At 32.0% G+C, this 19365-nt stretch carries 21 protein-coding genes; 18 read left to right on the forward strand and 3 right to left on the reverse strand.

Annotated elements, in window-relative coordinates:
* The first annotated feature begins 21 nt into the window (after positions 1-21).
* The 9 genes from QE109_RS09750 to QE109_RS09790 all read left to right on the forward strand — a co-directional run bounded on the left by QE109_RS09750 (position 22) and on the right by QE109_RS09790 (position 7635).
* The gene (locus QE109_RS09750) at positions 22-1293 is read left to right on the forward strand and encodes a MerR family transcriptional regulator (protein WP_281094271.1); all 1272 of its coding nucleotides are present in this window, start codon (positions 22-24) and stop codon (positions 1291-1293) included.
* 112 nt (positions 1294-1405) lie between these two features.
* Positions 1406-2674: an MFS transporter gene (locus QE109_RS09755; RefSeq protein WP_281094272.1), complete on the forward strand. Its 1269-nt coding sequence runs from the start codon at positions 1406-1408 to the stop codon at positions 2672-2674.
* 169 nt (positions 2675-2843) lie between these two features.
* Positions 2844-3575, forward strand: coding sequence for a hypothetical protein (locus QE109_RS09760; protein WP_281094273.1), 732 nt, complete (start codon positions 2844-2846; stop codon positions 3573-3575).
* Positions 3576-3598: 23 nt separating this feature from the next.
* On the forward strand, positions 3599-4324 hold the full coding sequence (locus tag QE109_RS09765) for a hypothetical protein (protein WP_281094274.1): 726 nt from the start codon (positions 3599-3601) through the stop codon (positions 4322-4324).
* A 78-nt stretch (positions 4325-4402) separates the two neighbouring features.
* Entirely contained in the window at positions 4403-4906 is a 504-nt protein-coding gene (locus tag QE109_RS09770) for a nitroreductase family protein (protein ID WP_281094276.1), read from the forward strand.
* Between the two features lie 40 nt (positions 4907-4946).
* Complete coding sequence (locus tag QE109_RS09775) at positions 4947-5765, forward strand: GNAT family N-acetyltransferase (RefSeq protein ID WP_281094277.1); 819 nt, start codon at positions 4947-4949, stop codon at positions 5763-5765.
* 218 nt (positions 5766-5983) lie between these two features.
* A complete protein-coding gene (locus QE109_RS09780; protein WP_281094278.1) occupies positions 5984-6295 on the forward strand; it encodes a hypothetical protein in 312 nt (103 codons plus the stop codon).
* Positions 6296-6405: 110 nt separating this feature from the next.
* Complete coding sequence (locus QE109_RS09785) at positions 6406-7056, forward strand: DUF975 family protein (protein ID WP_281094279.1); 651 nt, start codon at positions 6406-6408, stop codon at positions 7054-7056.
* A gap of 21 nt (positions 7057-7077) precedes the next feature.
* A complete protein-coding gene (locus QE109_RS09790; RefSeq protein ID WP_281094280.1) occupies positions 7078-7635 on the forward strand; it encodes a DUF1697 domain-containing protein in 558 nt (185 codons plus the stop codon).
* A gap of 527 nt (positions 7636-8162) precedes the next feature.
* On the opposite strand, the gene truA is transcribed toward QE109_RS09790, so the two are convergent.
* Positions 8163-8909, reverse strand: coding sequence for a tRNA pseudouridine(38-40) synthase TruA (gene truA, locus QE109_RS09795; protein ID WP_281094281.1), 747 nt, complete (start codon positions 8907-8909; stop codon positions 8163-8165).
* Between the two features lie 118 nt (positions 8910-9027).
* Between truA and QE109_RS09800 the strand changes: the two genes are divergently transcribed.
* Complete coding sequence (locus QE109_RS09800) at positions 9028-9453, forward strand: SRPBCC domain-containing protein (RefSeq protein WP_281094282.1); 426 nt, start codon at positions 9028-9030, stop codon at positions 9451-9453.
* Positions 9454-10722, forward strand: coding sequence for an HD-GYP domain-containing protein (locus QE109_RS09805; RefSeq protein ID WP_281094283.1), 1269 nt, complete (start codon positions 9454-9456; stop codon positions 10720-10722).
* 57 nt (positions 10723-10779) lie between these two features.
* On the opposite strand, the gene QE109_RS09810 is transcribed toward QE109_RS09805, so the two are convergent.
* The gene (locus QE109_RS09810; protein ID WP_281094284.1) at positions 10780-12396 is read right to left on the reverse strand and encodes a Na/Pi cotransporter family protein; all 1617 of its coding nucleotides are present in this window, start codon (positions 12394-12396) and stop codon (positions 10780-10782) included.
* A 257-nt stretch (positions 12397-12653) separates the two neighbouring features.
* On the opposite strand from QE109_RS09810, the gene QE109_RS09815 reads away from it, so the two are divergent.
* Together QE109_RS09815 and QE109_RS09820 are read left to right on the forward strand one after the other, a co-directional pair.
* Positions 12654-13532, forward strand: coding sequence for a DUF1848 domain-containing protein (locus tag QE109_RS09815; protein ID WP_281094285.1), 879 nt, complete (start codon positions 12654-12656; stop codon positions 13530-13532).
* Positions 13533-13548: 16 nt separating this feature from the next.
* Entirely contained in the window at positions 13549-13854 is a 306-nt protein-coding gene (locus QE109_RS09820) for a hypothetical protein (protein ID WP_281094286.1), read from the forward strand.
* A gap of 69 nt (positions 13855-13923) precedes the next feature.
* Here the strand turns inward: QE109_RS09820 and QE109_RS09825 are convergent, their stop codons facing one another.
* On the reverse strand, positions 13924-15249 hold the full coding sequence (locus QE109_RS09825) for an anti-sigma factor domain-containing protein (protein WP_281094288.1): 1326 nt from the start codon (positions 15247-15249) through the stop codon (positions 13924-13926).
* Between the two features lie 254 nt (positions 15250-15503).
* Between QE109_RS09825 and QE109_RS09830 the strand changes: the two genes are divergently transcribed.
* From QE109_RS09830 to QE109_RS09850, 5 genes are all read left to right on the forward strand, one after another.
* Complete coding sequence (locus QE109_RS09830; RefSeq protein ID WP_281094289.1) at positions 15504-16040, forward strand: dihydrofolate reductase family protein; 537 nt, start codon at positions 15504-15506, stop codon at positions 16038-16040.
* A 4-nt stretch (positions 16041-16044) separates the two neighbouring features.
* Positions 16045-17028 carry an adenylyltransferase/cytidyltransferase family protein gene (locus QE109_RS09835; RefSeq protein ID WP_281094290.1) on the forward strand — a complete coding sequence of 328 codons (984 nt, stop codon included), beginning with the start codon at positions 16045-16047 and terminating at the stop codon, positions 17026-17028.
* A gap of 31 nt (positions 17029-17059) precedes the next feature.
* Positions 17060-17932 carry an ABC transporter ATP-binding protein gene (locus QE109_RS09840; RefSeq protein WP_281094291.1) on the forward strand — a complete coding sequence of 291 codons (873 nt, stop codon included), beginning with the start codon at positions 17060-17062 and terminating at the stop codon, positions 17930-17932.
* An 8-nt stretch (positions 17933-17940) separates the two neighbouring features.
* Positions 17941-18747 (forward strand): ABC transporter permease subunit, encoded by an 807-nt coding sequence (locus tag QE109_RS09845; protein WP_281094292.1) that lies wholly within the window; start codon positions 17941-17943, stop codon positions 18745-18747.
* A 9-nt stretch (positions 18748-18756) separates the two neighbouring features.
* Positions 18757-19365, forward strand: a 609-nt coding sequence (locus QE109_RS09850; RefSeq protein ID WP_281094293.1) for an ABC transporter permease subunit, incomplete at its 3' end; no start/stop codon positions are given.

Genomic DNA, 19365 nt, shown 5'->3' on the forward strand with positions numbered 1-19365 from the left:
AATTTAATTTGGGAGAAAATTATGAAAATTGGTCAATTTGCGATTCAAAATGAGACAAGTATTGATACAATAAGACATTATATATCCTTAGGGTTAATTATCCCTGAAAAACATAACACACAATTTGACTTTGATGACAAATGTACCATAGATTTTCAAGAAATCACCGCTCTCAAAAAAATAGGATTTTCACTTAATGAAATTCAACAGTTGATGTTATATCGAAGGATTGGAAAGTTAACCGGTTATGATAGACGTATCACATATACTTCTTTTTTTGAAAGAAAGAAAACACAAATTGATAACGAAATCATTAAACTAGATACAATGCGTCAAAACTTAGAATCTGCTTTAAATGAAATGAATCGCGAAATAGAATTTGATAAATACATTGATTTAGAAACACTTGGCATTCCTTTACAGGCTTTTGAGCTATTATGCTGTCCTCATTGTCATCTTCCTTTGAATATTTTAGATGGAAAAGTCCAAAATGGTCAATTGATAGATGCGAAATTACAGTGCGATCACCATCATCAAATTCAGATCATAGATGGCATCTTATTTATAGAAAACGCCAAAAATATAGGGGAATCTGATTATAAAGGCACCGATCTCAATCTTTATAGTGAAGCCTATATAGACGAATATATTAATACAACGGATATAAATTATCTAAAAAAACTTCATGAAGGTCTTCAGTGGTCATCTAGGCATATAGCTTTTGAAGGCCTTACAGATGAGATTGGATTAGAACTCGGAAGTGGACATGGTTATTTTATGCGTCATATGATTGAATGTTTCCCATGCACTTTCACTTATATTGCAATTGATCACGATCTTACTAAACTGAGGTGGCTCAAAAAAATTATAGAAAGAAGCCATCCAAAATGCACTATACTATTTATATGTGCAGATTTTTTACAAATACCATTAAAACCTAAAAGCATTGATGTACTCTTTGATATATCTGGCTCAAGTAATTATGCATTTGACCACACTGAGTTTTTACTTAAAAAAATTGATGAACTGGTTAAAGATCAGGCACATCTTCATGCGTTTTATATATTATTTAAAAATTATGTTACTCATTCAAAAGTACCTCAAACGTTTAGAGATGGTTTTAACATTCACTCAATTCAATCTAATCTAAAAGAATTGAATTATCATTGTACTGAGGATTTTGAAACAGAATCAGTTGAAAAAGGTGGACCTTTAGAGAATTATTTTGTCGAGGGAGAACACGTTAGCACTTATTTTTATAGCGGTATAAAAGCTAAAAAACCATTGGGTTAACCCGATGGTTTTTTTGTTTTTTTATAAATACACCTTTTTTTAATAGGATTACACTATTGCTGTTGCCTTAACACGATGGTGTAAACTCAAATTAATAGAGGAGGGATTTACCATGGAATTAGATAAAAAAGTTATGAAAAACCTATTTCTTTTTACAACAGGAAAAGCAGTTTCAATTTTCGGATCTTCAGTATACACATTTGCAATTAGTTTATACGTACTAAAATTAACAGGATCAGCTCTAAATTATGCCACAACCTTGATGCTCAGTGTTATCCCAATGATTATTATTAGCCCAATCGCTGGTGTCATTGCAGATAGAATTCCAAAAAAATGGCTTGTCGTTGGAATGGATCTCGCGAACGGCGTATTATTTATACTCATATTTGCATATGCAAGTACGGTAAATCTAACGTTACCAGTCATCTATCTCTCAACAATACTACTCAATATCTTCACAACTTTTTTCGGAATTGGCATAGAAGCAGCAAAACCTTCATTGATCACAAGCGATAAGCTCATCAAAATCAATTCACTTAGCAAATTAATTGATTCTACATCATCTATTCTCGGGCCAATCATCGGGGGAATTATCTTCGCATTCATAAACATAAAATATTTTATCCTATTTAATGCTATCTCGTTTATTTTTTCTGCAATTACTGAATGCTTTATAGATTTTCACTTAAATCCTATACACAATAATGAAACAGATTATAAAAGAAATAGTTTTACTACTGACTTAAAAGAAGGTTGGCTCTTTTTTGCACGAAATAGGTCAATTTTAGAATTATTTTTCGTATTCGTTTCTCTTAACTTTTTACTAGGATTCTCCGTTAATGTACCTGCGCCCTATATCATCAACCAACTCATGCATTTACCATCATCCAGTTTTGGGATCATCAATAGTATGTTTCCAGTCGGTTTAATAATAGGGACTTTGAGTGTAGAAAAAATAATGCGAAAAATTGAGTTTCGTAAGTTATTAATTTCGATGAATGGACTGATTGCCATATTGGCGATGCTTGTTGGCTTACCAGTATTCCTAAAATTAAATAATGGTTTTAGTTTTATATTTTACGCTGCTATATTTACATTAATGGGAATCGCAATTGCTTATGTAGACGTACCACTTATGACCATTTTACAAAATGAAATTCCTCAAAAATTACTTGGTAGAGTCCTGAGTATCATTATGAGCCTTGTTAAAGTCATACTACCAGTAGCTCTGATTACTTCTGGTGCTCTCATTGGAAAAATTTCAATAACACTCTTACCAATACTAGGCGCAACTATACCTTTATTTTACAGTATTTATCTACTGGTTCTTCACCATGATAAAAATACTCTTTTGATGAACAAAACAGAACAAACTGAGTAATGTTCAAAATAATTTTATACTATTTAATTTCTTAATCCCTAAATGTTAATTCAAATTTTGAATTTCTTACTAGGGATTTTTAATTTTATTTTAAGAATTACTTTATCTTATACAAATGTTATCAATTGGAAGCTATGGTATACTAATTGTAGAAAGGAGGTTTTACATATTGTATACAAAAGATCAGAACTTTAAATTTCGTTACTACTTTATGATTTTCCTTATGGCTTTTTTAGTTTTTCTCTGTAGTGATACGAGATATTATCATGCTTTTGGAGATTATATTTTTAATTATATGCACATTAAAGCATGGAGTAACGGAACGAAAGGGACACATTTAACACTGTTTTATATTTTACCAATAGTTTTAATCCTGTTTGTAATGTTAAAAAACAAAGTCGCTCCAAAAGCAAAAGTAAAAGGGTGGAAAGGAATCACTGTTTTTTTTCTTGCAATCATTTTAATGGTTAATGTTACAAACTTTGGGGTTACATTATCAAAACGTTTTTCAGATGATTTGTCTTCAATTGTCATTAGTGAGGGGAAAAGCAAATTAAGTTTTTCTGCTGAGAATGACAACTTAAAGTACTTTGAAGCACAGTTTCATCTAGAAAATCTCAGTAAAGATTCGAGGGAATTCAATATAGAACTCGTCAATCCTTTTGATGATGGGGTGTCTCAGATCTTTGTATTAAATTCTGAAGGAGAACCTGCACTATTTAGTATTTCTGGAAAAACCAATCGTATGATCACAATTGACTCGGATCACTACCAAATTCATGCTTATTTTGACGTTATAAATGGAGGTGGATCAAGTAGTAGTTTCATTATCAGGCTTATTGATAAAGAGGGAACTATATATGAACTTAATACTGATGGATTTATGGGAATAATACTATAAGATTACACATAACTGGAGGACATATGAAAAAAAATATCATTACATTAACTGCAATAATTTTAGCTTTAATTTTGGTTTTAAGTTTTGTATTAGTGATAGTGACTAAAAGCAATCAATCTGACATTGAGAAATTGAACGCAAAAATTGACACGTTAAATACTAAGATTTTAGACTTAAAAGCTCACAATAATTACTTACATGACCAACTTATAAGTGAATTTGACAAAAAAACTGACGCTATCTTATTTTCGACAATAAAATTATTGGCTGCAGAAAGTACGATTTTCAAATCACCTGAAATTGATTCACTCGGATGGTTAACTGAGTTTTATAAAGTTGAATCCGTAAATTCTCTAAAAAGTAAAAACTTTACTAGTACATATGACAATGCTAAAGACTATATCATCTATTCAAAAGACAACTTATCTCTAGGCTATGGTGCAGCTAGTGAATATACTCAACTTAAGTGGGTAAAAATTACAGGTCAAACAAATTATGATATACCACGCGATATAAAAATTGGAGATTCTTTAGAAAAAGTGCTTACATTATTTCCTATAAATACAAACTGGGAGCAAAGTAGTCTCAATGTTGTTTATAATAGTAATTCTGAAAGTAATACTTTGACTTCAGAGTATGGCGTATTTAATAACCAAACACTTAGACTTGTAGATCAACCTGATACTGCATATATGGAAGTAGACTTTTCAAAAGATATTGTTACTGAAATCAGACTAATCATGAACTAATCTTCTAAGTGTTTACTATTTTATGGAATCGTACAATTCTCCATGATATACTTATATAAAGGTATGTTAGGAGGCTCAATGAAAACAATAGATATAAGAAGAAGCGTAAGACGATATGAAGAAACAATTATACCCAACGAAAAAATTGATGCTATGCTTAGGGCTGCAATGCAAGCACCATCTGCTGGCAATCAACAACCCTGGGAATTTATTGTGATAAGAAATGGACTCATTCTAGAAGAATTATCTAAGGTGAGTCCTTTTGCCGGACTTATAGCTAACGCACCACTTGCTATCGTTTTAATTTGCAATAATGATCGTTTAAAGAAACCAGATATGTGGCAACAAGATATGGCAGCAGCAACTGAGAACATACTCTTAGAAGCTGTCTACCAAGAACTAGGAGCGGTTTGGATAGGTGTAGCACCATTAGAAGATAGAATGACACATGTGAGTAAAACGTTAAATTTATCTGATCCCTTGGTCCCATTTTGTATTTTAGCAGTTGGCGTTCCAAGTGAAGGTCACAACAATAAATTTATCGATCGATTTGATACATCTCGAATCTCGCATATAGACTAAGTCACACGACTAATAGGGACATTTTAAAAGGGGAAATCATATGTTAAATTATGTACTTTATTCACGAGATTTATCAAATATACCCATTTCAGACTTTTTTTTTGATGGTTGGCCCAACCCACCCAGTAATGAAAGCCATAGAAGAATCCTTGAAGAAAGCTATAAAGCTATCGTATGCATCGATGATTCTATACCAGAAATTGTAGGCTTTATCAATTCAGTTAGTGATGGCATTTTATCAGCTTATATACCTTTACTTGAAGTAATTCCGTCATATCAGGGAAGAGGAATAGGAAAAGAACTAGTTCGTAGATTAAAAGCAGAACTTGACAACCTTTATATGATCGATTTGCTTTGTGATGCTAATTTAGTACCTTTTTACGAGAAACTTGATATGATTCCTTCTCAAGGCATGATCCTTCGTAACTATGAATTTCAGAACGCTAAAAATAATATTACAAGTAAACCCGTGACCTTAAATAAGGAAATAATCAAAGAAGAACTTCGTCTATTGGAAGAAACCTTTTGTAAAGATGTAGCTAAACTGGGAGCTGTTGGCTGGAGTAAATATTTTTCTACAAATGGTTGTATGTTGACTAAAAATGGTATTCCTATATTAGGAAATAAGGAAATTGAGCATTCGATGAAAGCATTTTTCGAAATTGAAAATTTACTTTTTAACTGGGAACCAACACATATAGAAGTATCAGACGATGCAACTTTAGCAGTGACATATGGAAAATATAAGCGTAGTTATACAAAAGATGATTCGGCTATTGAAGAATCCGGTATGTATATGACTGTTTGGAACAAACAGACTGATGGAACATGGAAAATAAGTGCTGATATAGGAAATTAATTAATACAAATTTCTCCTATTGTATAATTTTATGCACAATTCAGCAATTTTGAAAGAATATTCTGAATTTTTTCCAATCTTGTTTTGATTTCTGTACAATTTGTGGTATTATATTAGTTAAGTGGGCCTGATTACTGATAATCTGCCTTTGAACTGCAAGCATAGAAGGCAGGTATTGCAGTCAATTACTAATATAAGTACTATGGAGGGGACGTTATATGCACAAGATGGATTTATTTGCAGCAATATTTGATTACATTGAAAATCTTTTTTCAAAAAAATTAAGCGAAGTAGAAAAACAGTCTATTAAAGATTCTTTCGAAAAAATCAACATTGAGGATGGCATTGAACGAGCGATTCGTGCAATTGAATTGGGACTACATATTAAACTCCCTCATGATCTTTTTGTTGAAACCAGAGGCCATGTGAGCCATGATCCGATAGAACTGATTTTACACAGATTAAACTTTGAAGCATCCATGTGGACAAATGAAAATCAAAATGGTATGTATCAAAGTGAAATAATTTAATTTAATGTTTCATAAAAAACGGGAATATCCCGTTTTTTTATATTGTTTTTGTTGTCTTATGATAAAATATGATTACTTATTGTAGTTAATCTTAATTCGGAGGGCTGATTGTGAAAGAAAATTATGAATACAAATTATCTGCTAAAGAGGATCTAGTAGACAAATGGGGACTAGCTATCGCGGTGACAATCATAGCTTGGTTAATAACTAGTGCTTTTACAGGTAATGCTGGCAGAGAAACTTTTAATGTGTTTTGGAAAAGCGATGGTATTTTTAGTATAGGGAGTCGTACAAATAGTTTTGGTTCTCTTTTTAGTTTAATAAGTTTTTTAGTGACTGGCCCCATTAACTTGGGACTAGCTGTTTTCTTTATCCATATTACACGCAAGGAAACAGCAGAAATAAATGATATGTTTTCAGGATTTCAAATCTTTCTAGCTGCTTTTTTGACTAATTTTTTTATAGTTTTATTTACAGTCTTATGGTCTTTACTCTTTTTAATTCCTGGAATTATCGCTTCTATTAGTTACTCTATGACTTATTATATTCTTCAGGATCAACCAGAATTATCACCACTAGAAGCTATAGCTCAGAGTAAAGCGTTGATGAGAGGACACAAAATGGATTTTTTTATCCTTGCGATTAGTTTTGTTGGATGGTTTCTATTAAGTCTTATTACTTTTGGTTTAGGTTTTCTATATTTATTACCATATTACAATGCTACAAAAGCTCACTTTTACAATGACTTAATCTCAAACTAAGTTTACAAAGAGGTACTGAAAATGTTATATATAGCTTTCTTAAAGGGGATTAATGTTGGTTCTAAAAACAGAATCAATATGAAAGAGCTAAAATCCAAACTAATTGACCAAGGTTTCAAACAAGTAACTACCTATATAAACTCGGGAAACATTATTTTAGAGTCGGAACTTGAAATTGATAAAATTAATGAATGTATTTCAAAACTCATATTTAAGCAATTTAATCTAGAAATTCCTGTTGTTACTAGAAAAAAGGAAGAATTTGATTTTTTGATTAATACTAAACCTTATTCAAATAAACAAATCGCTGAAATTGGTCACGATAAATCCTATGAATGTTTTTATGTTGCTTTTTTATCACTTATACCTTCTAAAGAGGAAATCGATAAATTTAGTAAGTACAAAAGCGAAGTAGAGGATTTCAGTATTTATAACAATAACATATTTCTTTTACTTTCATGCAGTATTAGAGAATCTAAACTATCAAGGCAACTCATTAAGCTTGATAAAAATGCTACTGTCCGAAATTGGAATACCATTCTGAAGCTCAAAAATATTTCAGATCAGATGGTTTTATAGGTCAAATTTAATAGACTTCCCAACGACTTTTTATCATTTAGGATAAAATAGTTATCGTTTAGGAAGTCTTTTATATTTTTTTGAATTGTTCAATTATAATTTTAATATCAAATCTAATAATTGAGGTTAACATGATTAAGAATTTTATCTATGTCATTTGTTTTATTCTATCTATATTTGTCATACTAATTTTTGCACTACAAACATTTCCATATTAAATTTACAGTAAAGATACACATTAGAAGCATTGGCAATCTTTAAAGGAGGTTCACATGGTTTTGTCATTTCCAATGTTATATAACTTGCTCAACTTAACCCTCACTCTGGGAATTTTTTTAGGTATCCCATACTTTGTATATAAAATATATAAGCGATCAATAAGATTAACTAGAAGATTAGAACGCATTGAGAGAGATCTGAAAATCTTATCTCTAGAGAAAGAAGTTGCTATCACAAAGTTGCGTAATAGTTTAAAATCATGATTACATAAAAAATCTGAGTCAACCAATACTCAGATTTTTAAATATTTAATAATTTACTTCAACTAAACTAAGCGCATCAGACATTGCTTTGTGACCAACGTAATCCGTCTTACATGTTTGTAAAGCCATTTCAACTGCATTTACAGGTAGTTGTCCCGTTCCAATTTGAATCAACGTTCCAACGATTAGTCTTTCCATATTTAACAAAAATCCATTTGCTGTTATTATGATAATGATTTCAGTTTCAGACTCTTGAATGGCAACTTCATATATTTTTTTAAAGGTATTTTTAACTTTTGTGTTTGTTGAAAATGCAATAAAATTATGTTCACCAACAAATGAAATTGCTGCTTCTTTCATTTTTTTCACATTTAGAACTTGGTTAAGCACATTTACTTGATGTCTCTCAAAAAGTGGACGACGTGGCGCATTATGTTTCCAAATTCTATATTCAAAACTTAATGATTTTACAAGATATCGACTGTGAAATCTCTCATCAACAATTTCAACGGATAAAATAATAATATCATCTGGAAGGTATTTTTCAAAATACTCAAAAACACCATCACAATCGTAAGTATCTTCTGGTGCTATAAAGTTCACAATTTGTCTTTTTGCATGAACACCTGCTTCAGTGTTACATGCTGAAACAACTTCTACATAGGTGTTATACATCTTTGTTAAGATCATTTCTAATTTTCCTTGAACAGCTTTATCAGGATTACCTTTTCTTTCGCTAAAACCCATGTATTTCCTGCCATCGTATGCAATGGTCATCTTAAAATTTTTCATTATACAGCCTCACTTTCATTAAAAGTATAGCACATAAAATGGTAAAATACTTCCTGTTATTTTTCAGAACAATAATGGTATATATGATTTATAATCATATTATTTGAAAGGAGTTTATATGCATACTTTAGATAAAATCAAACTTGAAATCTCTATCAAAGGTACTATAGACAAAATTTGGCGCTATTTTACCGAAGAAGAACACATATTAAATTGGTATTTTGCAAGCGATGAATGGCACTGCCCCTTTGCAAATAACGATCTCAGAGTAGGAGGAAAATTCAATTTTAGAATGGAGGCAAAAGATAAAAGTATGGGCTTCAATTTTGAAGGTGAATATCTAAAAGTCATACCTCAAGAGGAAATTGAGTATATTCTTGCCGATAGTAGGATGGTTAACATTTTATTTGATCCTGATGAATCAAATGTAAGGATCATTGAAATTTTTGATCCTGAAGAGGTTAATCCCATTGATATGCAACGTGCAGGATGGTATTCAATACTTAAAAATTTTAAGCTATATGCTGAAGAAGGTGAACTTTAATTGATATATTCATCCTATAAAGAACTATTAACAACTGTTGTTGAGTCAATGGACTTGATTAACGTTATACTTAAAAATCACCATAGAAGAACCGCAGTAATTGCATACCATATTGGAAAAGAATATGGGCTGGAAATAGATGATTTGAGGTTACTTGTAATGTCCGCTGCAGTTCACGATGTAGGTGCATTAACTATTGTAGAAAGAGATGAACTACTTAAATTAGACGTTGAAAATCCATTTCCACATTCTTATCTTGGCTCGGTTATGTTAGAAGGTTTACCTTATTTAGAAGGAATATCAGAAATAGTTCGCAATCACCATCTAAAATGGAAATATGCATACTTGCTTGATCCTAAGACTTCTGTACTTTGCAATCTACTACATCTAGCTGATAGAGTTGATATTCTCCTTCAAAATGATATCAATATTAACCAGCAAGCATATACTATTTATGATCAGCTTAGTAAAATGTCACCACATATTTTTTCGCCTATAGGTATTCGGGCTTTTTCGAAATGTTCAAATAAGGATGTGTTTTGGTTAGATATAGAACATATGTCAATGCAACTTTTACTAAACCTCGTATTAGGTGACGCTCTAGAACTTGAACTAGATTTGAATTTATTAGAGAGTTTTGCAAAAACGCTTTCAAAAATCATTGATTTTAGAAGTGAATTCACTGCTACACACTCTCAAGGCGTTAGTGCTGTAGCCTATAACTTAGCTATGTTTTGTGGATTATCAGAGGAAAAATGCATTAAGCTCAGGATTGCTGGATTACTACATGATATTGGCAAACTAGGAATTTCTACTGAAATTTTAGAAAAAAGCGGACCACTTTCAAAGATTGAATACAATGAGATGAAAACACATTCATATTATACTTATACCATTCTTAGTAGCATTCAAGGCATAAATGATATCGCTAAATGGGCAAGTGCACACCACGAAAAACAAGATGGTTCTGGATATCCATTTAGTTTAAAACACGATGAAATCGGGGTAGAGGAGACCATTTTAGCATTTTCAGATGTTTTCACTGCTTTAATTGAAGAACGACCTTATCGTGTAGGGATGAATCTAGATGATGCTATTGCTTCAACTTTAAGTATATTTAAAGACTGCGAACATGTTGATGTGACTAAGAATTTTGTTGAAAATGCGCAGCAACTTGAAATTGTATGTAAATCTGCGCAGCTAAAAATTATGGATTATTATCATATTATTATGGCTCGATACTCCGATACATTTCAAATTCACATATAAAAAAAGTATCTTAGTTTTTATAATCACTAAGATACTTTCTTATTTTATAATTGAAGCTTAAGCAATAGCTACTGTATCAGCTACAATTCTCGCTAAGTTACATGATAGATCTGAGATTCTTTCAAGGTTGTTGACCATCTCTAGATAATAAACCCCAGCTTCAGTACTACATTCATTAGAATTTAATCTTGCAAAATGGTCTCTTCTAGCTTCTCTTTGAAGTTGATCCATTTCTTTCTCAAGTGCGATAACTTGATCAATATTTTCTTGACTCGGTTTATCAAGAACATCAAGTGCGATTTCATACGTCGCCTTAGTTTTATTGTACATTATGAGTAAAGCTTGCTTTGACAGCTCAGACAAAACAATACGATCTTGATCCATTGTAACAATTAACTCAGCGATGTTATCAGCATGATCACCAATACGTTCAATATCGTTGATACTATTAAATAAGCCGTCAATGTATCTTCTATCGCTATCCATGATATCTTTATTGGATAGTTTTACTAGATATTCAGTAATTAATCCCTCGAGTTTATTGATATCTTTCTCATATACAAAAGTCTGTTTAACTTTATCTAATTGTCCCTCAAATAAACCATCCATTGCTGATATCAAACTTTTCTTTGCAACTTCACCCATATTGATCGTTTCATTGATAACACTCTTCATAGCAATTGTAGGTGTTTCTAGGATACGCTCATCTATAAACTTAGTAAGTTTAAGTTCAGCACCTTCACCTTTATCAGGAATCACCCACATTGCAATTTTAATTAAGATAAATGCAAATGGGAACTGAATAACGACATTTGCTAAGTTGAAAATAGTATGTGCATTTGCAATTTGTCTCGCAACGTCAGTAGGATCTAATTTCGTAACGATTGATGTAATCGGAGCACTCAAAACAAATATAAACAGTAGTGTACCAACCGCATTAAATGCTAAATGTATAATTGCAGCACGTTTTGCATTTTTACTTGCACCAATACTTGATAATAACGCGGTCGTACAAGTTCCGATATTATCACCATATAAAATAGGGAGTGCAGCAGACAATGGCAATACACCAGTTGAAGCTAGTGCGATTAACATACCTATAGAGGCACTAGAACTTTGTACAACAAAAGTTAAACCAAATCCAACGAAAACACCAAGAACAGGATTATGACCAATTGATGCCATAATATTTGTAAAGGCTTCAAGTTCTCTTAGAGGCTTTAATGAATCTTTCAAGAATTCCATACCTATAAAGAGAATTCCTAACCCAATTAAAATCTCTGCTAGATTCTTTTGTGAATCTTTTTTGGCTAACATCCAAAGAATCATACCAATACCTACAGCGATTGGAGCAAGTTCATCAATTGATAAAGAGACAATTTGACCTGTGATAGTTGTACCAACATTAGCTCCAAGTATAACGCCAACTGCTTGAGATAGTTTCATGATTCCTGCATTAACGAAACCAACTACCATTACGGTTGTGGCGCTTGAACTTTGAATTACTCCAGTAACGATAACGCCAACCAAAACACCCATAAAACGATTTGTTGTTAAAATCTCAATAATTCTCTCTAACTTCTTACCAGCTGCCTTTTGTAATCCCGTGCCCATAAGTTGCATTCCGTATAAGAATAAACCCAGTCCACCTAAAACACCAATTAATACTGACATCTATTAATGCCCCCTAATTTCAAATTTTAAAGAATTTTGTATACATTATAAATTCCTATCCTATTCTAACATAATTTAGATTTTACATTGTTAAATCTATGTAAAGTCGACGTAAGTTAGATGTAAATCCATCGATATAGGATTAATATGCCCTACGTTAAATAATCGAAACATTACAATGTAATTTTTACCTCTCTCTAATTTAATAATTAATAAATTATGTTATAATCAATAAAAGAATAGGGGGATAAAAGTATATGATTATTAGTGCTAGTAGAAGAACTGATATTCCAGCATTTCACTCAGAATGGTTTTTTAATCGTATCATAGAAGGGTATGTGATCACAAAAAATCCTATGAACGCCAAACAGATGAAGAAAGTTTCATTACATAAAGAAGATGTAGATTGTATTGTTTTTTGGACTAAAAACCCTCAGCCAATGCTCAGTGGGTTAGAGGCACTTTTGGGATATAACTATTACTTTCATTATACTTTGACTGGTTATTCTTCAGAGATAGAACGAAACTTACCTGCGCTATCTGAACGCTTAAAAACTCTAAAAGAGCTTTCAGCTAAGATTGGTGCTGATAAAATAATATGGCGATATGATCCAATTATATTGACAGATCAAATTGATGTTGATTTTCATGTAGCGCATTTTGAAAAAATGGCAAAAGAAATTCAGCCTTATGTCTCGAAGTGTATCATAAGTTTCTTAGATGCATATCCAAGTAATCAGAAAAGATTAGAAATGCATAATATTTTTGTTCTATCAGACCAAGATATTGTGAAACTTTCTCAAAAATTCACAAAAATTGCATATGATAATAATCTAATTATTGAAACTTGTTCAGAAGGTTATGCTTTAGAAACTTATGGAATATGTCACGGAAAGTGTATAGATGCAAAATACATTTCTAGTGTCTTTGATATTGAAATATCTCCGGTTAAAGACAAAAACCAACGTGAAAACTGCGGATGCAACAAAAGTATAGATATTGGTGCATATAGTACTTGTAAGCATGATTGTGTATACTGCTACGCAACTCATAAAACTTCAAATATTCATAAGTGCATGCCATATTCACCTATACTATGTGGACAAGTTCCAGATGAAATTATAGAATCTTTATAAAGAAAGGGGAGTTAATATGAAAAAAAAATCATTACTATTTTTACTACTAGTCCTTTTAATGACGATCTTATTAAGTGGGTGTGTACCAGGAGATGGTTCTTATTCTAGTGATGATCCAGCAAATTTCTTATCAGGTATTTGGCATGGGTGGATTGCACCTTTTTCATTAATACTAGGCATTTTCAAACACAATATCAGAATATATGAAACTCTAAATTCTGGTTGGTGGTATGACTTTGGATTTTATATCGCTATTATCGGTGGTGGTTTTGGTGGGTTATCCTTATCAAGAAAACGCTCTAAAAGAAAAAAAGAAAAATAATTATTGGACACAAAAAAATGCCCGGCTTTTCATAAAGAAAAGCTGGGCATTTTAAGTTATAATTTTATTTTACTGACCATGACCATTTCCATTGCCTCCTGTGTTTTCAGAATTTGGATTGCGGTCATCATTTTCTTTATCTTTGTCTTTGTCTTTGTTATTGCCTTTGTCTTTATCATTATAATTGTTACTTCCACTAGAATTATCTTTTTGCGTTGTATCTACTTCTGCTGTATCAGCTTCAGTAGTTTCTATTTCATTAGTCTTATTATCGTTTAAGTTCTTATCATTTTTCTGTGGAGTAGTGCTGTTATTGCCACGACCACTAGAACCATTGCCAGAATTACTTGAACCATTATTTTTTTCATCATTATTTGATTCATTAGATGTATCGCCTGGTTTGCCACCATTGATATTATTATCAAATTGTCCCCAAATGGTTCTTATCTGTTCTAATAAGCTATCAACATCAACATCCGCTTTATTTAACTCACTTTCTAATGAAGAGACATCATAAGACTGAAATTTTAACTTTTCAATAAATTTATTGATGAGTTTTAATTTTGCTTCTTTATTAGGTGAGATAATTTCACCTTTGTTTTTAAAGGCATCCACTTGGTCGGGATGTGAAAAGTATTCTTTTACAGATAGATGAAGCTCTTGATCAACGTGATTGCCTTGCAAAACATAAAGTCCAACCGGTACTTTCATATCTTCGGCAACTCTCAGATCAACTTTAGTGGCTTTTATAATAGCCACATTTACATCTTGCAATACTTTTGACTCATGAACTTTCTCTTCGATTTTCACTTTTAATGCATCTAACTGAGGATTAGACTCTGTGTCAACTTGTAAATTTGAATCATTTTCATCCATAAGTGAGATTGTTGTGATCAAAACGTAGTCCTCAACTAAATCATCAGAATTAATAAAGCCTGCGTCTAAGGCAAGTGAAACAATTTTTTCAACTGCATTTTCAGCAGAGAGTCCAACTATTCCAGAAAAATCTAATGTTTCAGCATCTTGATTGATCGCTTTAACTTCAAGCACACGACCATTATCATCTAACGAAAGCTTTACACTTGGGTTGATATCAATTGTCATTATAGTCGCTATTGAAATTTCATTAGGTAAATCAACCTCAGTTTTCAAATTAAACACACCGGCCAATATAACTGCAAAAACAAACATAGCAGCAACAATTGCTACCTTGCGCAATTTCAAAGTGAATAGATTATTTTTATAAGGTGTAACTATAAAGTCTTCATTAGTGTAAAAAATCTTTTGTCCTATCTGAGCATCGACTTTTTTTTGTATTCTATTAAAATTGCCATCATCAGACATTACGATCAAATAGTTTTCTTCTATACTAAATATGATTCCCTTGAGTAACATATGAACACCTTCTTCCTTTATGTAATATTATACGGTTTTACGTTTATTTTTAGGTGACAATTTTGTTGTTTTTTAAATATTATTTATATACAGCTAGAAAGTTTAATGACCCTTGATAATTTGGGTATATATTTTCAAGTAGATTATTTTTGATGTCAGTAGTTTTAAAGAGATTATAAAGGAGTTCTGATTAAGCATGTCGAATACCTAATAATATCATAAGAAAATGAATTACTTAATTAATGGAGGTAATCATGTTTGACAAAAAAGTTGTTTTGTATATTGCAATGAGTTTAGATGGCTATATTGCAAAATCTGATGACGATATAAGCTGGCTATCAATGGTAGAGGAACCCAATGAAGATTATGGCTATCAGGCGTTTGTAGATTCTGTTGATACAGTTCTCATGGGACGAAAAACCTATGAAAAAGTATTAACTTTTGGAATCGAGTTTCCTCACAAAAATCGAAAATGCTATATCATCTCAAATAGTAAGTATGAAAATAACGAAGATGTTGAGTTTTATGGCGGTGATCTCGCAGACTTGATCCACACTATTAAGCAAAATAGCAACACCAATAAAAGTATATTTGTTGACGGTGGGGCTAACTTAGCGCATTCACTCATTAGTCTAAACCTTATCGATGAGTTTGTAATCTCAATTATTCCAACTTTTTTGGGTGAAGGCAAAAAGTTATTTAATACTGGTATACCTGAACAGCAACTTGAGCTACTTAAGTCTGAATCATTTTCATCTGGGCTTGTACAATTAACTTATAAAAGGAAGTGAACATATGAAAAATCAAAATAAAAAATATAAAACTGCATTAACTGTAGGTAAATTTGCACCATTACATCATGGACATATGATGTTAATCGACAAAGCGCTCCAAGAAACTGAACATCTTTTTGTGATCATTTATGACTCACCACTTCATACCGATCTTCCACTAGTGGTTAGAGCGCAATGGTTACGTTCATTATATCCTCAATTAACAGTGATTGAGGGATGGAATGTGCCTACTGATGAAGGGTGGACTGATGAAATCCAACAAAAACATGAAAATTTCATCATAAATTTATTAGACGGACAAAAAATAGACGCTTTTTATTCAAGCGAAGCATATGGATTTCGCATGAGTCTTGCCCTTGGTTGTGAAAATGAAATTGTTGATTTAGATCGAAATACAATTGCGATCACCGGTACAGATATTAGAAGAGATCCTTATGAATATAGAAAATATCTCCATCCAGTTGTATATAGTGATTTCATCACAAAAGTCTTGTTTTATGGTGGCAACGAGGCCATCACTGAAAAACTAGTTCATACCTTAAGTTCAGTATATGAAACATCTTGCGTAAAGCATGGTTTACAGTATGGGCATGTCGATCAAATCACTGAAAAAACAACTGAAGCTCAATTTGAATCACAGATGCTTAATTTTGTTAAGAAAATTGAAGCTGCAACACAAGATGCCAACAAATTTTTATTTATACAATCTGGACTGCTTGAAATCAATTTCAAGTCAAAACTTATCCATCATCGTGATCATCCAAAACTCTATAAAATCGCAGCTGAACACATGCCACAACCGGATATAATCTTTGTAATCGCACAAGAAGATGAAGTGAAGGACAGACAGATTATTGGCGAGTTGAAATTTCGAAATATGCCTTACATCTATTTAAGTGGCTCGTTTGAATCGCAACTTGAACAAATAGACATAGTACTAAATAAATATAATAAATTCATGAATCCTATTGATTTAAAAATATAAATTTGATTCTCGATACAAAAGGAGGCAGTAAATGGGTATTATTGAGCTTAATCAACTATCAAAATTCTATGGTAAAGCAAAAGGTATAGAAAATGTAACTCTAGAAGTTAACGAGGGTGAAATCTTTGGTTTTATAGGACCAAATGGTGCTGGTAAATCAACAACCATTAGGACGATGATGGGACTGATATTTCCAACTAGTGGATCTGCTAAAATTTTTGATATGGATTGTTCCAAAGAGGGCCCAAAAATACGCCAAGAAGTTGGTTATCTTCCTTCAGAAGTTTTTTACTATGATAAGATGAAAGTGCTTGATCTTTTAAAGTATACAGCGGGTTTTTATCAAAAAGATTGTGATGCTAGGATGTATGAACTTGCTGAGATCATGGAATTGGACTTAAAAAAGAGAATTGAAGACCTCTCATATGGCAATAAGAAAAAGGTAGGTATTGTTCAAGGCTTGCTTCATTCACCAAAGCTGATTGTATTAGATGAACCCACAAGCGGACTTGATCCATTAATGCAGAAAAAGTTTTTCGACATCATTTTGGAAGAAAATAAAAAAGGCGCTACAGTATTCTTTTCATCTCATATTTTGTCAGAAGTACAAGCTCTGTGTAACCGTGTTGCGATTATTAAAGATGGTGTGATTATTAAAGTTGATGATATAAAATCTATGCGTGAAGACAATTATAAGAAAATTACCCTTCGCGGGCTTCAGATTGATCAGGAAAAATATAAACTAGAAGGTGTTACTCATATTATTAATGGCGAAGATTCTTTCAAGTTTTTCTACAAAGGTGATATCAACCAGATTACCAAACAAATTGGGAATGATAATTTACTCGATGTGCTGATTGAAGAGCCTACGCTTGAAGAAATCTTTATGCACTACTACAAGTAGGTGATGGTATGTTAAATATATTTAAGTATGAGTTTAAAATGTATCAAAAATCTATTTTGGTTTGGAGCATCACATTTATTACAGTGACTATTTTGCTTATGGCATTTTATCCAAGTTTCGGAAGTGATGTTGCCATGGTGGATAAGTTGTTAGAGAATTATCCCAAAGAACTTCTCCAAGCTTTTGGAATGGGTGGCGAACTATCACTTGCAACTGTTCTTGGCTATTATGCGTTTGTCTTTGCTTTTTTGCAATTGTTTATCGCGATTCAAGCAGCTAACTATGGTTTCTCTATTATATCAGTAGAAGAGAGAGAATTAACTGCTGATTATTTGATGTCTAAACCTGTTTCAAGAGCTGAGATACTACTTGCAAAATTTGGAGCTACGTTTATTACGCTTTGTATTAGTAATGGTGTGATATGGATTTCCACTTTAGCTGCACTCAAACTTTTTAATGATGGTAAGGCATATAATCTATCAAATATTTTACTCTTATTATCAACTATTATTATATTCCAACTATTCTTTTTATCGATCGGTATGTTGGTTTCTGTTCTTATGAGAAAAATTCGAAGTGTATTATCATTTTCTCTAGCCCTTGCTTTTGGGACTTATATTCTTAATAGCATAAGAGCTATTGTTGGTGGTAAACTTTTGGGTTATTTTTCTCCTTTCTATCATTTTAATCCAGCAACTATACTGGCTAAAGGAAGCATTAACATTGCGCTCCTAACATTAAGTAGTTTTGTAATCATCGCTTCACTTACTGCGACATATTTACTCTATGTTCGTAGAGATATCTATTCACTATAGGAGGTAATCGTGCATATACTAAAATGGGAATTACGTGCACATCTTAAATCATTATTGATTTGGAGTGCCATTTTCGTCGTCATTATATTCATGATGACATCTGAATTTTCAGCATATTATAACAACCCAGAGATGGCAGATATTCTAAGTGCGATGCCAGAGGCTATGTTAAAGGCTTTTTCAATGGACAATGCTAATCTTACAACAACTACTGGTTATCTTAGTTTAGTTTCACTCTATTTTTATATCATGGTTGGTGTATTTGCTGTGCTTCTTGGTAGCAATATCATATCAAAAGAAGAACGAGATAAAACAGCTGAATATCTTATGACCATGCCTATATCCAGAGAGAAGATTATTACATCTAAACTTTTAGCTGGTGTTATCAATTGTATCGTTCTAACTCTAGTCATTGCAGTATCAGTGATAGCAGCTATGCAGCCTTATAATTTAGATCAAGCTTTTTTTAAGTTTCTTTGGTTACTGTCACTTGCATTTTTTTTAATAATGTTGATTTTTTTATCAATTGGCGCATTATTGGCAAGTATACTCAAACGATATAAAAGCTCAGGGAAAATCTCAGCATCACTTCTTATGGTGCTCTATTTTTTCAATATC

Source organism: Fusibacter bizertensis (assembly GCF_029914245.1).
GTDB classification, from domain to species: domain Bacteria; phylum Bacillota; class Clostridia; order Peptostreptococcales; family Acidaminobacteraceae; genus Fusibacter_C; species Fusibacter_C bizertensis.